Here is a 14783-nt window from a genome sequence, read left to right on the forward strand (position 1 = left end):
GGCTCGCAGATGGCTTCGGCTGAACGCGCCGCCGGCGCAACCGCCACCGACCATGCCGGTCGCTCGCTGCGCACGGTGCAACTCGTTTCCTTCACCGTCGGCAACGAGGAATACGGCGTCGACATCATGGCCGTGCGCGAAATCCGCGCCTGGTCGGAAACCACGCCGCTGCCCAATACGCCAGAGGTGGTGCGCGGCGTGATCAACATGCGCGGCGCCATCGTGCCGATCTTCGACCTGCGCGCCCGCTTCGGCATGCCGCGCACCGAGCCGACCAAATACAATGTCGTGATCATTGTTTCCGTGGCTTCGCGCATCGTCGGCATCCTGGTCGATGCGGTGTCCGACATCATCACCATCAATGAGGACGAGATCCGGCCGATGCCGAACATGGAGCAGGTCAGCGGCCTTGGCTTCATGGAAGGCCTGATCACGGTCGGCGAGCGCATGGTCGGCCTGATCGGCCTGGAGCGCATGTTCTCCAGCCGCATGCTCGAGGCCGCCGACAGCGCCGGCAACAAGCCCATGCTGGCCGGTCCGTCCGAATCGACTGGAGCCGCAGCCTAACCGGCGGAATGCCATGGCGGTCGACACCAGAACAGCCGATACCCCGAGCGCGGAAGACCGGGAATTCAACTTCTCGAAGGGGGACTATGATTTCCTGCGTTCGATGCTGAAGGAAAAGACCGGCATCGAGCTGGGGCCGACCAAGCACAACATGGTCTATGCCCGTCTGGCCAAGCGCCTGCGCAAGCTGGGCATGACCTCGTTCCGCCAGTATATCGAATTCATCGCCACGCCCGAGGGCAGCGGCGAGCTGGGCACCACGCTGAATGCCCTGACCACCAACCTGACCAAGTTCTTCCGCGAGAACCATCATTTCGAGCATCTCGCCACCACGGCGCTGCAGGAAGTGCGCGCCCGCGCGGTCAGCCAGGGCCGGCGCCTGCGCATCTGGTCGGCCGGCTGCTCCTCGGGCGAGGAGCCTTATTCGGCGGCGATCACGCTGCTGCGCAACATGCCGGACATCAAGCAGTGGGATGCCAAGATCCTGGCCACCGACATCGATACCGAGATGGTGCGGCGCGGCTCGGAAGGCATCTATCCCGCCGCGTCGCTGGAAGGCATGGCGCCCGATATCGCCAGCAAGTATTTCGAGTCCTATGGCGAGGACAAGGTGCGCGTGGTGGCGGAAGCGCGCAACCTGATCAGCTTCAAACACCTCAACCTGATCGGCAACTGGCCGATGAAGGGGCCGTTCGATGTGATCTTTTGCCGCAATGTCGTGATCTATTTCGACAAGGACACGCAGCGCGTGCTATTTGACCGCTACGCCAACCTGCTGGTTCCCGGCGGGTTCCTTTATATCGGCCATTCGGAAAACCTGTTCGGCATCACCGAACGGTTCAAGCTGCTGGGGCGCAACATCCATCGCAAGATCGCGTAAGGCCGGCAGGCCCGGGGAGTAACATCGTGGCGGGTAAAAAGATCAAGGTTCTTATCGTCGACGACAGCGCGCTGATCCGCCAGCTGCTGACCGCGGCGTTGTCCAGCGACCCGGAAATCGACGTGGTTGGCGCGGCACCCGATCCGCTGGTTGCCCGCACGATGATCAAGGAGCTCAATCCCGATGTCCTGACCCTGGATGTCGAGATGCCGAACATGGACGGCATCTCCTTCCTGGAAAAGATCATGCGGTTGCGGCCAATGCCGGTGGTGATGGTCTCGACCCTGACCCAGAAGGGCGCCTCGATCACCATGCAGGCGCTGGAAATGGGCGCCGTCGATTTCGTGCCCAAGCCGACGCTCGACATCAAGCACGCCCTGGAAGAGATCAAGCACGACCTCGTCGCCAAGGTGAAGATGGCCTCGACCGCCCGGGTGGTGGCGCGCAACCGGCCGCCCGAAGGCCAGTCGCCCAAGCGGCTGACCCCCGGGCCGGGTTTCAACTCGACCGACATCATCGTGGCGATCGGCTCCTCGACCGGCGGTGTCGAGGCGCTGAAGGAAGTCATCACCGTGATGCCGCCCGACAGCCCGCCGATCCTGATCACCCAGCACATGCCGCCGCGGTTCACCGGCAGCTTCGCCGCCCGCCTCGATTCGCTGTCGGCCGTGACGGTCACCGAGGCCAAGGACAATGTCCGCGTCTTCCCCGGCCACGTTTATATCGCGCCGGGCGACTATCACCTGACGTTGCACCGCTCCGGCGGCCACTACTACACCAAGCTTAACCATGAGCCCCCGGTCTCCGGGCATCGTCCGTCGGTTGACGTATTATTCAATTCCGTGGCCGAGCATGCCGGCCATAACGCCATCGGCGTGATTCTGACCGGCATGGGCAAGGATGGCGCCACGGGCCTCAAGAAAATGCTGGAAGCCGGCGCCCAGACCATTGGTCAGGACGAATCGACCAGCCTGGTCTACGGCATGCCCAAGGCGGCAAAACTGATGGGTGCGGTGCAGACCGAAACCGGCATCGGGCATATCGCCCAGGAGATTCTGAACCGGTGCAAACAGCGTTGAGAAACCTTGTCTTTTACGCTAAATACCATGATGTTATCCACACAGTGCGGGTGCAGCCGGGCCAGGAAGGCTCCGGCCCTGTGAGTTGAGGGAAGAGCGAGGGACCCTATGCCTTCGGCAAGCAGTCTTCGGGTTTTGATTGTTGACGATCAGATGAGCATGCGTGGCATTGCGCGCTATTGCCTGCAGGAGATCGGCATCAAGAATGTTGTCGAGGCCAAGAGCGGTACCGAGGCTCTGGTCGCGATGAATTCGAACAAGTTCGATCTGATTATTTCCGACTGGAACATGGACGGCATGGATGGGCTGACCCTGCTCAAGACCATCCGCAGCAATCCGCTGACCAAACGCATGCCCTTCATCATGGCGACCGGGCAGCGCGATACCGAGCTGGTGAAGACCGCCATCCAGGCCGGCGTCAACAATTACATGGTCAAGCCGTTCAACGCCGCCACCATGAAGCAGAAGATCGAGGCGGTGCTGGGCAAGCTCGGCTCCTGACCCAGCCCGCGCGCCGCCGATGGCCGCGTCTCCATCCTCCGATTCCGGGCCGCCAGGCGCCGCACCGCTCAGGCTGGATCGGTATCTTCCCTATCTGATCAATCGCGCCGGCGTTTCGCTGGCGGCCCGTTTTGGCGTGGCGCTGCGACAGGCCGGCGTCAGCCTGCAGGACTGGCGCGTGCTGGCCGCCCTAGGCGAACGCGACGGCCAGCGCCTGACCGAGCTCGCCGATCATACCAGCATCGAGGTATCCACCCTGTCGCGCCTGGTGGGCGGGCTGGAGCAGCACGGCATGGTGACGCGCGAACGCGATGCTGAAGATGCGCGGGCCATCGCAATCCGCCTGACCGCGGCAGGCGCCGCATCGGTGGCCAGCCTGACGCCTGACGCCAGGGATTTGGAACGCGCGGCCCTGGCCGGCCTGAACGAGGCCGAAATCGGCCAGCTCAAGGCTTTGCTGCACCGGATCTACGACAACCTGGCCGCCCTGCCGCCCGCGGCGGATGAACCCGCGAAGGGCGGCGACATCGCGGCAGGCAAACGCCAACGCTGAAGCGGTTTAAGGCCGGGCTGAAACGGTTTAAGGCTGGCGGCTTTCCAGGCTGCGGTCAAAAAAGCCGAGGATATCCGCCGTCACGTCGTCGCGATTGACCTCGTTCAGCAATTCATGCCGTGCCTGCGGATAGAATTTGCTGTCCACCCGGTTCAGGCCCGCCGCGGCATAGGCATCCAGCAGCTGGCGCAATCCCTTGCCGCCGCCCGAGACCGGATCATGGCTGCCGGCGATGATGAAAACCGGCAGGTCTTTCGGAATCAGCTTCTGGTTTTCCGGTCGTGCCATTTCGCTTAAGGCATCCAGGAAATCGATCCAGGACTGCACCGTGATCGGAAAGCCGCAGAACGGATCACTGACGTATTTGTCCACCTCGGCGGCATCGCGCGACAGCCAGTCGAATTCGGTGCGCGCCGGCTGGAAGCGTTTGTTGAAGGCATCGAAGGACAGGCTCTGGATCAACGGGCTGATGCCGCGCCCACCGCGGCGCAGCCGCTCGATCCGCGCCACCAGCCGGCCCAGCGCGGCGATCGGCGGCGGCTTGCCATTGGAGGCGCAGAGCACGCAGCCGGCCAGCATCCCGCCATGCTGATACAGCATCTGCTGGGCCATGAACGAGCCCATGGAATGGCCAAACAGCAGCAGCGGCCGACCGGGATGGCGCTGCTGCGCCAGGGCGCAGGCGGCCGCCAGGTCGGCCACGGCGCGGTTCCAGCCGTCGCGATCGGCCATATGGCCCAGATCGGCCACGTTGCGGGCGCTGTGGCCATGGCCGCGATGATCGAAGGCATAGACGGCATGGCCGGCCCGGTTCAGCGCATCGGCGAAACGGCCGTAGCGCCCGGCATGCTCGGCCATGCCATGCGCGATCACCACGCTGGCCCGGCATTGGGCCGGATCGGGCGGCAGCCATTCATAGCCCTGCAGCACAAGGCCATCGGCCGGGGAGGTCAGCGTCAGATTCGGTGTGGTCATGGACCGACTTTAACGGCGGCGGAAAGGTTTGCCAGTCTTGCATTTTGCAGCCTTGCATTTTGACAGCGGCGCTTTTTCGCCGTCTACTGACGATCTCACATCAGGAAGCACCCCATGACCGCCCATGCGCCGCAACTGCCCAATTCGATGGCCGCCCGCGACATCGCCCATGTCATGCATCCCTACACCAACCTGGTGAAGCATGAGACAGCCGGCCCGCTGGTGATCGAGCGCGGCAAGGGCATTTACGTCTATGACGACCAGGGCAAGGAATATATCGAGGGCATGGCCGGCCTGTGGTGCGCCGGGCTGGGTTTCAGTGAGGCCGCCCTGGTGGATGCCGCCATCGAGCAGATGCGCAAGCTGCCCTACTATCACGGCTTCGGCCACAAGACGACGGCGCCCGTGGTGGAGCTGGCCGAGAAGCTGAAATCCTTAAGCCCCGTGCCGGTGGGCAAGGTGTTCTTCGCCGAAGGCGGCTCGGGCGCCAACGACACGCTGATCAAGCTGGTCTGGTATTACAACAACGCCATTGGCCGGCCGCGGAAGAAAACCATCCTGTCGCGCGTGAAGGGTTATCACGGCGTCACTATCGCCAGCGCCAGCCTGACCGGCCTGCCGGCCAATCACCGCGATTTCGACCTGCCGATTGCCGGCATCAAGCATGTCGACTGCCCGCATTACTACCGCTTCGCCGAGCCGGGCGAGAGCGAGGCCAATTTCGTCGCCCGCCTGGCCCGCAACCTGGACAACTTCATCCAGAGCGAAGGGCCCGAGACCGTTGCCGCCTTCATCGCCGAGCCGGTGATGGGCGCCGGCGGCGTGGTGCTGCCGCCGGAAGGCTATTTCCCCGCCATCCAGGCGGTGCTGAAAAAACACGACATCCTCAGCATATCCGATGAGGTGATCTGCGGCTTCGGCCGCACCGGCCGGCTGTGGGGCGCCGAGCGGTTCAACTACAAACCCGACTTCATCACCTGCGCCAAGCAGATGTCGGGCGCCTACCTGCCGATCTCGGCCGTGCTGGTGCCCGAGCATGTCTACGACGCCATCCGCGACAATTCCGGCAAGATCGGCACCTTCGGCCATGGCTTCACCTATGGCGGCCATCCGGTGGCGGCGGCCGTCGCCCTGCGCGCGCTGCAGCTTTACGAGGAGCGCGACATCTACGGCCATGTCAACCGCGTCTCGCCGCGCTTTCTCGCCCGTCTCAAACGCCTGGCCGATCATCCGCTGGTCGGCGAGGCGCGCGGCACCGGCCTGATCGGCGCCGCCGAGCTGGTGGCCGACAAGGCGAGCAAGCGCAGCTTCGCGCCAACCGCCGGCGTGGGCGCGGCCTGCATGAATTTCGCCCAGGAAGAAGGCCTGATCATCCGCGCCATGGCGGGCGACGTGATCGGCTTCTGTCCGCCGATGATCATCACCGAAAGCGAAATCGACGCGCTGTTCGACCGCTTCGAGACGGCGCTGGCCCGCACCGAGGCCTGGGTGGCGCAGCAGGGCCTGCGCGCGGCGACATGACGGTCTCCGGCGGTGCGCCGCGCTGCCGGACCAACCGCCGATTGGTGTATCTTATCCTTTTGAAGGGGAAGCATTCGGTTCGCGTCGCGGCCAGACTGTGTTAAAAAACAGAGTTAACGCAACCAGACCGAGCCAGTATTCCGCCGATGATCGCCGACAACCAAGCGCATAACCAAGAGGCGAACGAACTGGTTTCGCGCATCGAGCAGCGTGCCATCCAGATTTTCAAGTTCACCGAGGATCCGGCCGAGAAGCGCAACAGCGTCGCGGGCTTCCGCAAATTCTCCGGCCTGGTCGACGACTTCCACCAGGCGGCCGAGGTGGCCGAGGGCCGCCTGTCGGTGCTGCGCACCGGCCGGCGCGACGAGCTGCGCCGCTATGTGGCGCAGATGCGGGCCAAGATCCTGAAGATGGAGATCGACGTCAAGCAGACCTATCTCGAGAACCTGATCGAGGCGCGCAGCGCCCTGCCCTTCGGCGCCCGCGAATTCTTCGCCTCGCGCCTGAAGCGCCTGGAGGAGCTCAGCGCCCTGCTGATCGACGGGCCGGAAGCCGGCGGCACCGCCGACAACCTGCTGGACCACATGCGCCGCATGCTGCAGCACCTGATGGACCAGGCTCCGCAGCTGGAGGTCTTCGAGCGCGATCCCGACTGGCGGCCGCCGCAGCGCAGCGGCAATGCTGCCGTCCGCGCCAATCCCGGCCCGGCCGCGAGCGCCGCGCCGCGCCGCGCTGGCGGCCAGCCGGCCAAGCTGGAAATCAAGCCGATCCGTCTGACCGGCCGCGACGAGTGGGGCCGCGTCTTCCTGGACCGCGGCTCGTTCGACCAGATGACCGTTGCCTGCCGCGCCCGCGGCATCACCATCGACCAGGTGGCCAGCAAACTCGGCATCACCCGGGTGGCGCTGACCCTGATCCTCAACGGCCAGGACCCGATCCAGCGCAACATGCTGGACGTGCTGCACCGGGTGATCAACAACTACAACGCCAATACCGGCGAGATGGGCTGACCGCGCGGCGCGGTGCCGGCTCAGGTCGCCGGCTCGATGCGCAGGATGCGGCCCTCGGCGGAGTCGGTGGCGATGTAGAGATAGCCGTCCGGTCCGTCGCGCACGTCGCGGATGCGCTCCTCCAGCCCGGCCAGCAGGCGCTCCTGCCTGACCACCCGCGTGCCGTCCAGCACCACGCGCATCAACAGGAATGAATTGAGCGAGCCGACGAACAGGTTGCCGCGCCAGGCGGGAATCCGGCTGCCGCCGTAAAACGCCATGCCTGAGGGCGCGATCGACGGCGTCCAGTGCAGCAAAGGCTGCTCCATGCCGGGCGCCGCCGCGCCGATGCCGATTTTCGCACCGGAATAATCGACGCCATGGGTGATCACCGGCCAGCCGTAATTGCGGCCGCGCTCAGGGATGTTGATTTCGTCGCCGCCGCGCGCGCCATGCTCGTGCAGCCAGACCACACCGGTCTGCGGATGGCGGACCATGCCCTGGATGTTGCGATGGCCATAGGACCAGATTTCCGGCCGCGCATCATTGCGGCCGACAAACGGGTTGTCGGCCGGCACGCTGCCATCCCTGTTCAGCCGGATCACCTTGCCCAGATGGACGTTGAGATTCTGCGCCTCGTCGCGGCGATAGCGTTCCCCAAAGCCGAGCCACAGCTTGCCATCGGGCCCGACCACCACGCGGCTGCCGAAATGCAGGCCGCCGGAGAGTTTGGGCTGCTGGCGGAATAATACTTTCACATCCTCCAACCGCGTGCCGGCGAAGCGCGCGCTGGCCAAAGCCGTGCCGGCGCCCCCGTCCCCAGGTTCCGCGTACGTAAAATAGAGCAGGCGGCTGGTGGCGAAATCGGGATCAAGCATCACGTCCAGCAGGCCGCCCTGCCCGCTGGCGAAAACCGCCGGCAGGTTTTCGACGGGCGGCGACAGGCGGCCATCCCGGCCCACCACACGCAGGCGGCCGGGCCGCTCGGTGACCAGCATCCGGCCATCGGGCAGGAAGGCCATGGCCCAGGGATGCTCCAGGCCGGTGGCGACGGTCACGACCCGCACCGTTGCCTCCTCGGTACGGAAAACCGGTGGCGCCGGCTGGGACGCGGCCGGCTGGGCGGTGGCCGGCTGGGCGATGGCGGAAACCGCGCCGAGCGACAGGCCGGCGAAAACGACGAAGGCGGTGCTGCGCATGATGTCTCCTTCCCGCTGCCCGATGCGATGAAGCCCGATGGGATGAAAGCCCGATGCGATGAAAGATAGGGACAGGTGCCGGCTTGAACAGGCCGGCCAGCATGGCGGCGGCAGGACCGTTTCGGTTCGTTCTGAACCGTCCGGGTTCGTTTCGGTTCGTTGGGGTTCGTTGAGGTTCGTCTGGGTTCGTTTGAGTTCGTTCAGGTTCGCCTGGGTTCGTTCGGGTTCGTTGTGTATATCGGTGCATATCGGCGCGTATGACGGCCTATCACCGCCTATCGCGGGGTATCGGGTGCGTTTGCCCCGTCATCGGCCGCCTGCAGCGCCAGCGCCAGGCAGCGGCGCCTTTCGGCTGCCCGCAGGATCAGGCCGCGGAAATGGGAACTGGTTTCGAAATGGCGCCAGAGCCGGTTTTCGGAAATGCCAAGCGCGGCGGCAGCGGCGGCTGGCGCCTGCCCCTCGGCCATCAGGCGCGCCGCCTGGTTCCAGTCGATATAGCGCCGTGGCTGGCGACCGGCCTCGTCCTGTGCCCTCGACATCCCGGCCTCCGGGTTTGATTTGTTATTGGGCATGTTATACTTCGCGTACCTAGATGGATTTGATCTATGATGGGCCCCTCTGGGAGACGCCCCTTAACTGCCGTCGAACAAATGTTAATGGGCCTCCCTTCATTCAGGGGGCCTTTCTGCGTGTTACACGCCTTTATAGACGAAACCCGCAAGCAGCATGGCTCTGTGCCAATGTTCGGCCTGAGCGCCATTCTTTTCGAGCAGCATAATCTTGCTCCTTTTGAAGCCGAATGGTCCGCCAGATGCGCAGGTCTCAAAAAGCCGTTTCATGCTGCCTACTGTAATGCGAACCGAGACGAATATGCTGCTTTCGGTAGTGCCGCGAATAGGCAGCTGGCGGCTGATCTAGCAAAAATTATCGGGCGTTACCGCTCGTACGCATTTGTATGCCTATTGGATCAACCCGAATATGACGCATGGTCTGCTGCGCACCCATCTCGCGTCTCGGCGGTGGGAAGCCCGTATGCTGTCTGCTTGGTAAATATCCTCGACATGATTAAAGGCGTTCTGGATCGCGCCGGGGATCACAGAGAAGTTTGGTATGGTATTGAGTCCGGCGGCAACGGCTGGAATGAAGCTCAGGATATTTTTGATAGAATACTCAGGCTAAACAAAGGTCAGTTTAAAACCAAACTGCAAATCAAAACCTACACTCAACTTGGTAAAACTGATTCCGTGCATTTATGCGCTGCAGATTTTCTAATATGGGAATGGCAGCGCCACTTTTATGAAGACGAAAAAGGTACTGGGGGCGACGAATACCGCCAGAACTTTAAAGACCTATTCAGTGGTGAAGCTGCATCCGGAATATTTCATCGCTATATCGATAAAGGCCGCATTAATAATCGCGCGTTGTTCAACCGGATTAATAAGATCGACCGGGATTATTGACCTTTAGCTTCCCGAAAGCCCTATCCAGCGCATCCTCAGTCTCGTCTGTTCCGCGCGCACGTGCGGCTTCCTTGAACCGCTCTTTCTGCGGCTTTTCCTTGTCTGGCTTCTTGGGCTTCTGTTTCTCAGCCATCACCTTTTCCCTTCTTCATGCGCGCGATCATCGCCAGTCGCTTGAACCGGCGAATCTCGCGCTGGGTATATCGTTTCTTTCTCTCAGGCGCGCTCACCAATCGTTTCATAGGTCAGCCGCTTTCCGACGACGCCATCAAGCGCGATCTTGGTGCGCTCCACGTCATCAATGCCAAGGGCCTTGCGGTTGCTGTAGCGGAAATCGAACTCTGCCAGATACCGCTGCAGATGGTTCTCGCCGCAATGCTGGTAAGTGCCGCGCATGCCGCGCTTGAACACCGAGAAATAGCCCTCGACGGTGTTGGTGGTTACGTCGCCGCGAGCGTATTCCTTGCGGCTGTGGTTCACAGTCTCGTGGCCGGCGAATTCCTTGCCGATGCGCGGATACATGCGGGCTTCATCGGTCACGAGGCGCGAGGCAGTGTCAGCATTCTCAGTGATAAACTCCTTCGCCTGCTTCGCGGTGATATGCTCGGCCTTCATCGAGCGGGCACGGCCGTTGCGCTCAACCAGGGTCAGCACCTTCATCTTGCCGCCGGTGCCACGCTCGCCAACCCAGCCACGGCCAGTCTGAAAAACGGCACGGCCGGGACCCCAGAAAGTTTCGTCGGCCTCGACAATCTCGCCATCACCACCGAGCGGGCCGGTCGAACCGTCATCCTTCATGGCTTCCCGGATGCGGTGCGACATGAACCAAGCGGTTTTCAGGGTCACGCCCAGAACCCGGTGAAGCTGGTTGCTGCTGATCCCCTTCTTGCTGCAGCACATCAGGTAGATCGCCTGCAGCCACAGGTTCATCTTGACGTGGGAAGCCTCGAAAATTGTCCCAATCTTGACGGTGAAGGGCTTCCGGCAGCCGTAGCACTTGTAGGTGCCAATCCGGGTGCTTTCGCCCTTGAGGGCCTTCACACGGTCGCCAGTGGCCCGGCAATGGGGGCATATGGGACCCTCCGGCCATATCCGGGCCTCGACAAAGCGGTAAGCCGCTGCTTCATCATGGAAAACTTTGCTGTCCAGAACCGACTTCGACATGGCTATCTCCTTATGTAGCCAATCTAATCGGTTATTTATGGTACGTCAAGTATAATATGCCCTTTGTTATTGGAACATAATATGTACATATAGGTCAAAAATCAAGGGAAAGCTTCCCTGCGGACCCGCTTGACCAGATAAATCCATTAAAATAGAAATTTTCTCATGATTGAGAAATTGAACGAGCCGGACCAGATCGAGGCGCGCATCGCCGGGCGGCTGAAGGCGCGGCGCGAGGCGCTGGACCTGACGCTCGATCAACTGGCCGAGCGGGCCGGGGTGAGCCGGGCGATGATCTCGCGCATCGAGCGGCAGGAATCCAGCCCAACCGCCGCCGTGCTGGGCCGGCTCTGCGCCGGGCTGGACATCACCCTGTCGGGCCTGATGGCGGCGATCGAGGACAAGAGCCTCGTGCTGCTGCCGCGCGAGGCCCAGCCGCAATGGCGCGACCCGGAAACCGGATTCGAGCGCCGCGCCGTCACGCCGGCCGGCACCGGCTCGATGGTCGAGATCGTGGAGGGCCGCCTGCCGCCCGGCGCGCGCATTGCCTATCCCCTGCCGGCCGATGCCTATGACCAGCATATCCTGGGGCAGGAGGGCATCCTGACCTTCGAGAGCGGGCCTGAGCGGTTTGCCATCCATGCCGGCGACTGCCTGCATTGCACGCTGGGCCAGCCGCATGCCTTTGCCAACGAAACGCAGGCGCCCTGCCGCTACCTCATCATCATCGCCAGACGCAGGCCATCATGATCCAGATCCGCAATGCCACAGCCGATGACGCGGACGCGATCCGCGCCATCTATAACGATGCCGTGGCGAACACCACCGCCGTGTTCGATTACGAGCCGCGCAGCGCCGAGGCGCAGCTGGCCTGGCTGGCCATGAAGGCCGAACAGAAGCTGCCGGTGCTGGTGGCCGAGCAGGATGGCGCGGTGCTGGGTTATGCCAGCTATGGCCAGTTCCGGCCCTGGCCCGCTTTCCAGTACACGGTGGAAAACGCGATCTACATCGCCCCGAACCGCCGCGGCCAGGGCATCGGCCGGCTGCTGCTGGGCGAACTGATCGCGGTGGCGCAGGCGCGTGGCCTGCGCAGCATGGTGGCCGGCATCACGGCGGAGAATACCGCCAGCCTGGCCCTGCATGAAAAGCTGGGCTTTGAACGCACCGGCCTGATCCGCGATTCTGGCTGGAAATTCGAACGCTGGCTCGATCTGGTGTTCCTGCAGAGGATGCTGCAGGCATGATCGCGATACGTAAGCTCGATGCTGCCGCCGCGCGGGCCGAGATCGCCGCGCTGGCCGAGGTGCTGAAGGACTGCGTCGATGGTGGCGCGGCGGTGAATTTCCTCACGCCCTATTCCGAGCAGGAGGCGCGTGGATTCTGGGAGCGCGCCATTGCCGAGATCGAGGCCGGCAAGGCCGTTTTGCTGGTGGCCGATCATGATGGCCGATTGGCGGGCACGGTGATGCTGGGCCTGGACACGCCACCGAACCAGCCGCACCGCGCCGATGTGAAAAAGATGCTGGTGCATCGCCGCGCACGACGGCGCGGCCTGGCGCGTGCCCTGCTGATTGCCATCGAGGCCGAGGCGCGTGGCCTGGGCCGCACGTTGCTGACGCTGGATACCCGCCATGGCGACAGCGCCGAGCCGCTGTATCAGGGCATGGGTTATGTGCTGGTGGGCGTGGTGCCGGGCTATTCGCTGTCGAGCGCCGGCGGGCTGGATGCCGCCGCCTTCTATTACAAGCCGCTGGACTAAATCCGTCGCGCGGCCATGCCGGCCTGGGCTAGACTTGGCCGCCCATGCCGAAGCTCCTCAGCCTGAGCCATTTCTCGTTGCCCGCCCAGCATCTGCTGAGCGGCCTGACGGCGGCCATCGGCGTGCTGCTCGTCGCGCTGGCCGCCGCCGCCCTCGGCGGCTTCTACGCCGCCGCGGCCGCCGCCGTGGGCGCCACCTGCATCAGCATCGTCGACACGCCGACGCCGCCCGATTTCAAGCGGCGCAGCTTCGTGATCGCCGTCTGCTTCGACAGCCTGATCACGCTCGGCGTCGACCTGTGCCGCGACCAGCCTTTGCTGCTGGGCCTGATCGTGATCGCGACCAGCTTCACGGCGGCCATGGTGACGGTCTATGGCCGCATCGCGCTGGCCATGTGCATGTCGATGATCCTGGCCATGGTGCTGACGCTGGGCACCACCCTGCACGGCATCGACGGCGCGCCGGCCTGGCATCACGCGGCCCTGTTCGCCGCCGGCGCGGCCGGCTATGCCCTGTTCGGCACGCTGGCGGCGCAGATCCTGGCGGCACGGCACAAGCAGATCGCGCTGCGCGAGGCGCTGGCCGCCTTTGCCGATTACGTGCGCGGCAAGGCCGGCCTGTATGACACGGCGCTGGAGATCGAGGCCGCCTATGGCGCGCTGATCGAGCGGCAGGTGACGCTGATGGAGCGCGTGGATGCCGCGCGCAACCTGCTGTTCCGCGACCTGGAGCGGCCGCAGGAACGGCAATACGCGGCAGCCCTGGTGGCGATGCTGGATGCCTTCGAAACCATCCTTTCGAGCCAGACCGATTACTGGCTGCTGCGCCGGCATTTTGGCGCCATGGCGGAGGGCCCCGCCCTGCTGCGCGCCATCCGCGCCGGCGTGAACGAACTGGCCGACGCGGTGGACCTGATTGCCGTCGGCGTCGACGGTCGCGACGGCCTGGATCTCGAGGCCCTGCGCGCGCGTTTCCGGACCATCGCGGCGCAGGCCGGGCAGATCGCGCCGCTGCATGGCCAGGACGAGACCGGGCATGGCGAGGCGGCGCTGGAGCTGCGCGCCACGCTGGAGCGGATCGGCCTGGCCATCGAGGCGACAGCCCGGCTGCAAACGGCGACGCGGCAATTCGCCGTGGCGGAAACCGTGCTGGCGACCGTGAGGCTGGCGGATTTCCTGCCGCCGCGGCCGTATCGCCCGCGCCTGCTGCTGCGGCATCTGCGCTATCGCTCGCCGGTCTTCCGTTATGCCCTGCGGCTGTCGCTGGCGATGCTGTGCGCCTTCATCCTGTCGGAAATCCTGTCGCGCTATTTCAGCCATGGCAGCTGGATCCTGCTGACCGTGGCGGTGATCATGCGCGCCAGCTACAGCGCCACGCGGCAGCGCCAGAAAGACCGCCTGATCGGCAGCCTGATTGGCTGCGTGCTGGCCGCCGGCCTGCTGCATGTGCTGCCCGATGCGGCCCTGCTGGCGGTCGCCTTCGTCAGCATCGGCCTGTCGCATGCCTATGCGCCGGTGCGCTATCGCATCACGTCTACCTCGGCCAGCGTAATGGCGCTGCTGATGATGCATTTCCTCAGCCCGACGGCGGACAACCTGCTGCTCGAGCGCCTGCTCGACACCCTGCTGGGCGCCGGCATCGCCTGGCTGTTCAGTTTCGTGCTGCCCTACTGGGAGCGGCAGGACGTGCCCGACCTGAGCGCCGCCCTGCTGCGGGCGTTGCGCAAATATGCCCGCCAGGCCATGAAGCCTGCGCCGGCCGAGCAGAATTACCGCCTGGCGCGCAAGGACCTGTTCGACGCCATCGCTGATTTCGCCGGCGCGCTGAAGCGTATGCCATCCGAGCCCGGCGCGCGCGACGCCGGGATGCCGCGACTGCGCGCCTTCCTCGCCACCAGCTATCGCATGATGACCCAGCTGGCCGCCGTGCATGTGCTGCTGCGCATGCGCGGACGCGACATCGCGCCGCATGCGCTGGAGCAGATCGTCGGGCCACGCCGGCAGGCCATCCTGCGCCATCTCGGCGGCGCCGCCGCGGATACCGCCATGCCGGCGCCGGATCTGGCCGCCGATACGGCCTGGCCGGCGGCGGCCGCGCTGCTGCAACGCCTGCGACAGGCCGAAAGCGTGAGCGCGC

At 64.3% G+C, this 14783-nt stretch carries 17 protein-coding genes; 12 read left to right on the forward strand and 5 right to left on the reverse strand.

Annotation, left to right across the window (positions count from 1 at the left end; all coding sequences use genetic code 11):
* The first annotated feature begins 9 nt into the window (after positions 1-9).
* From Q1J79_RS07215 to Q1J79_RS07235, 5 genes are all read left to right on the forward strand, one after another.
* Positions 10-567 (forward strand): chemotaxis protein CheW, encoded by a 558-nt coding sequence (locus Q1J79_RS07215; RefSeq protein WP_300298586.1) that lies wholly within the window; start codon positions 10-12, stop codon positions 565-567.
* A 13-nt stretch (positions 568-580) separates the two neighbouring features.
* Complete coding sequence (locus Q1J79_RS07220) at positions 581-1447, forward strand: protein-glutamate O-methyltransferase CheR (RefSeq protein WP_300298589.1); 867 nt, start codon at positions 581-583, stop codon at positions 1445-1447.
* 26 nt (positions 1448-1473) lie between these two features.
* On the forward strand, positions 1474-2526 hold the full coding sequence (locus Q1J79_RS07225) for a chemotaxis response regulator protein-glutamate methylesterase (RefSeq protein ID WP_300298592.1): 1053 nt from the start codon (positions 1474-1476) through the stop codon (positions 2524-2526).
* A gap of 108 nt (positions 2527-2634) precedes the next feature.
* Positions 2635-3027 (forward strand): response regulator, encoded by a 393-nt coding sequence (locus Q1J79_RS07230; protein ID WP_300298595.1) that lies wholly within the window; start codon positions 2635-2637, stop codon positions 3025-3027.
* 19 nt (positions 3028-3046) lie between these two features.
* Positions 3047-3580: a MarR family winged helix-turn-helix transcriptional regulator gene (locus Q1J79_RS07235; protein WP_300298598.1), complete on the forward strand. Its 534-nt coding sequence runs from the start codon at positions 3047-3049 to the stop codon at positions 3578-3580.
* 27 nt (positions 3581-3607) lie between these two features.
* Here the strand turns inward: Q1J79_RS07235 and Q1J79_RS07240 are convergent, their stop codons facing one another.
* Positions 3608-4555 carry an alpha/beta fold hydrolase gene (locus Q1J79_RS07240; RefSeq protein ID WP_300298600.1) on the reverse strand — a complete coding sequence of 316 codons (948 nt, stop codon included), beginning with the start codon at positions 4553-4555 and terminating at the stop codon, positions 3608-3610.
* Between the two features lie 114 nt (positions 4556-4669).
* On the opposite strand from Q1J79_RS07240, the gene Q1J79_RS07245 reads away from it, so the two are divergent.
* On the forward strand, positions 4670-6076 hold the full coding sequence (locus Q1J79_RS07245; protein ID WP_300298602.1) for an aspartate aminotransferase family protein: 1407 nt from the start codon (positions 4670-4672) through the stop codon (positions 6074-6076).
* A 146-nt stretch (positions 6077-6222) separates the two neighbouring features.
* Complete coding sequence (locus Q1J79_RS07250; RefSeq protein WP_300298605.1) at positions 6223-7086, forward strand: helix-turn-helix transcriptional regulator; 864 nt, start codon at positions 6223-6225, stop codon at positions 7084-7086.
* Between the two features lie 20 nt (positions 7087-7106).
* Here Q1J79_RS07250 and Q1J79_RS07255 read toward each other — a convergent pair whose 3' ends face one another.
* Positions 7107-8264: a PQQ-dependent sugar dehydrogenase gene (locus Q1J79_RS07255; RefSeq protein WP_300298608.1), complete on the reverse strand. Its 1158-nt coding sequence runs from the start codon at positions 8262-8264 to the stop codon at positions 7107-7109.
* Between the two features lie 275 nt (positions 8265-8539).
* The gene (locus Q1J79_RS07260; protein WP_300298611.1) at positions 8540-8803 is read right to left on the reverse strand and encodes a hypothetical protein; all 264 of its coding nucleotides are present in this window, start codon (positions 8801-8803) and stop codon (positions 8540-8542) included.
* 150 nt (positions 8804-8953) lie between these two features.
* On the opposite strand from Q1J79_RS07260, the gene Q1J79_RS07265 reads away from it, so the two are divergent.
* Positions 8954-9724, forward strand: coding sequence for a hypothetical protein (locus tag Q1J79_RS07265; protein WP_300298613.1), 771 nt, complete (start codon positions 8954-8956; stop codon positions 9722-9724).
* Here the strand turns inward: Q1J79_RS07265 and Q1J79_RS07270 are convergent.
* Complete coding sequence (locus tag Q1J79_RS07270; protein ID WP_300298616.1) at positions 9699-9857, reverse strand: hypothetical protein; 159 nt, start codon at positions 9855-9857, stop codon at positions 9699-9701. The genes Q1J79_RS07265 and Q1J79_RS07270 overlap by 26 nt on opposite strands.
* Positions 9858-9940: 83 nt before the next feature.
* Complete coding sequence (locus Q1J79_RS07275) at positions 9941-10888, reverse strand: IS1595 family transposase (protein WP_300298619.1); 948 nt, start codon at positions 10886-10888, stop codon at positions 9941-9943.
* A gap of 165 nt (positions 10889-11053) precedes the next feature.
* Between Q1J79_RS07275 and Q1J79_RS07280 the strand changes: the two genes are divergently transcribed.
* From Q1J79_RS07280 to Q1J79_RS07295, 4 genes are all read left to right on the forward strand, one after another.
* Positions 11054-11638, forward strand: coding sequence for an XRE family transcriptional regulator (locus tag Q1J79_RS07280; protein WP_300298622.1), 585 nt, complete (start codon positions 11054-11056; stop codon positions 11636-11638).
* A complete protein-coding gene (locus Q1J79_RS07285; protein WP_300298625.1) occupies positions 11635-12132 on the forward strand; it encodes a GNAT family N-acetyltransferase in 498 nt (165 codons plus the stop codon). The genes Q1J79_RS07280 and Q1J79_RS07285 overlap by 4 nt, the downstream gene beginning before the upstream one ends.
* Positions 12129-12647 carry a GNAT family N-acetyltransferase gene (locus tag Q1J79_RS07290; protein WP_300298627.1) on the forward strand — a complete coding sequence of 173 codons (519 nt, stop codon included), beginning with the start codon at positions 12129-12131 and terminating at the stop codon, positions 12645-12647. Before Q1J79_RS07285 ends, Q1J79_RS07290 begins: the two co-directional genes overlap by 4 nt.
* Positions 12648-12691: 44 nt before the next feature.
* Positions 12692-14783 (forward strand): FUSC family membrane protein (locus Q1J79_RS07295; protein WP_300298631.1); only part of this gene is annotated, 2092 nt, incomplete at its 3' end.

Origin of the sequence: Ferrovibrio sp., from assembly GCF_029255545.1 — a bacterium.
GTDB lineage: Bacteria > Pseudomonadota > Alphaproteobacteria > Ferrovibrionales > Ferrovibrionaceae > Ferrovibrio.

What these genes read in the sequence shown, in the direction of transcription:
- Q1J79_RS07215 (WP_300298586.1), top strand. Translation starts at nt 10, where the DNA reads ATGGCTTCGGCTGAACGCGCCGCCGGCGCAACCGCCACCGACCATGCC.
- Q1J79_RS07220 (WP_300298589.1), top strand. Translation starts at nt 581, where the DNA reads ATGGCGGTCGACACCAGAACAGCCGATACCCCGAGCGCGGAAGACCGG.
- Q1J79_RS07230 (WP_300298595.1), top strand. Translation starts at nt 2,635, where the DNA reads ATGCCTTCGGCAAGCAGTCTTCGGGTTTTGATTGTTGACGATCAGATG.
- Q1J79_RS07235 (WP_300298598.1), top strand. Translation starts at nt 3,047, where the DNA reads ATGGCCGCGTCTCCATCCTCCGATTCCGGGCCGCCAGGCGCCGCACCG.
- Q1J79_RS07240 (WP_300298600.1), bottom strand. Translation starts at nt 4,555, where the DNA reads ATGACCACACCGAATCTGACGCTGACCTCCCCGGCCGATGGCCTTGTG.
- Q1J79_RS07245 (WP_300298602.1), top strand. Translation starts at nt 4,670, where the DNA reads ATGACCGCCCATGCGCCGCAACTGCCCAATTCGATGGCCGCCCGCGAC.
- Q1J79_RS07250 (WP_300298605.1), top strand. Translation starts at nt 6,223, where the DNA reads ATGATCGCCGACAACCAAGCGCATAACCAAGAGGCGAACGAACTGGTT.
- Q1J79_RS07255 (WP_300298608.1), bottom strand. Translation starts at nt 8,264, where the DNA reads ATGCGCAGCACCGCCTTCGTCGTTTTCGCCGGCCTGTCGCTCGGCGCG.
- Q1J79_RS07260 (WP_300298611.1), bottom strand. Translation starts at nt 8,803, where the DNA reads ATGTCGAGGGCACAGGACGAGGCCGGTCGCCAGCCACGGCGCTATATC.
- Q1J79_RS07270 (WP_300298616.1), bottom strand. Translation starts at nt 9,857, where the DNA reads ATGGCTGAGAAACAGAAGCCCAAGAAGCCAGACAAGGAAAAGCCGCAG.
- Q1J79_RS07275 (WP_300298619.1), bottom strand. Translation starts at nt 10,888, where the DNA reads ATGTCGAAGTCGGTTCTGGACAGCAAAGTTTTCCATGATGAAGCAGCG.
- Q1J79_RS07280 (WP_300298622.1), top strand. Translation starts at nt 11,054, where the DNA reads ATGATTGAGAAATTGAACGAGCCGGACCAGATCGAGGCGCGCATCGCC.
- Q1J79_RS07285 (WP_300298625.1), top strand. Translation starts at nt 11,635, where the DNA reads ATGATCCAGATCCGCAATGCCACAGCCGATGACGCGGACGCGATCCGC.
- Q1J79_RS07290 (WP_300298627.1), top strand. Translation starts at nt 12,129, where the DNA reads ATGATCGCGATACGTAAGCTCGATGCTGCCGCCGCGCGGGCCGAGATC.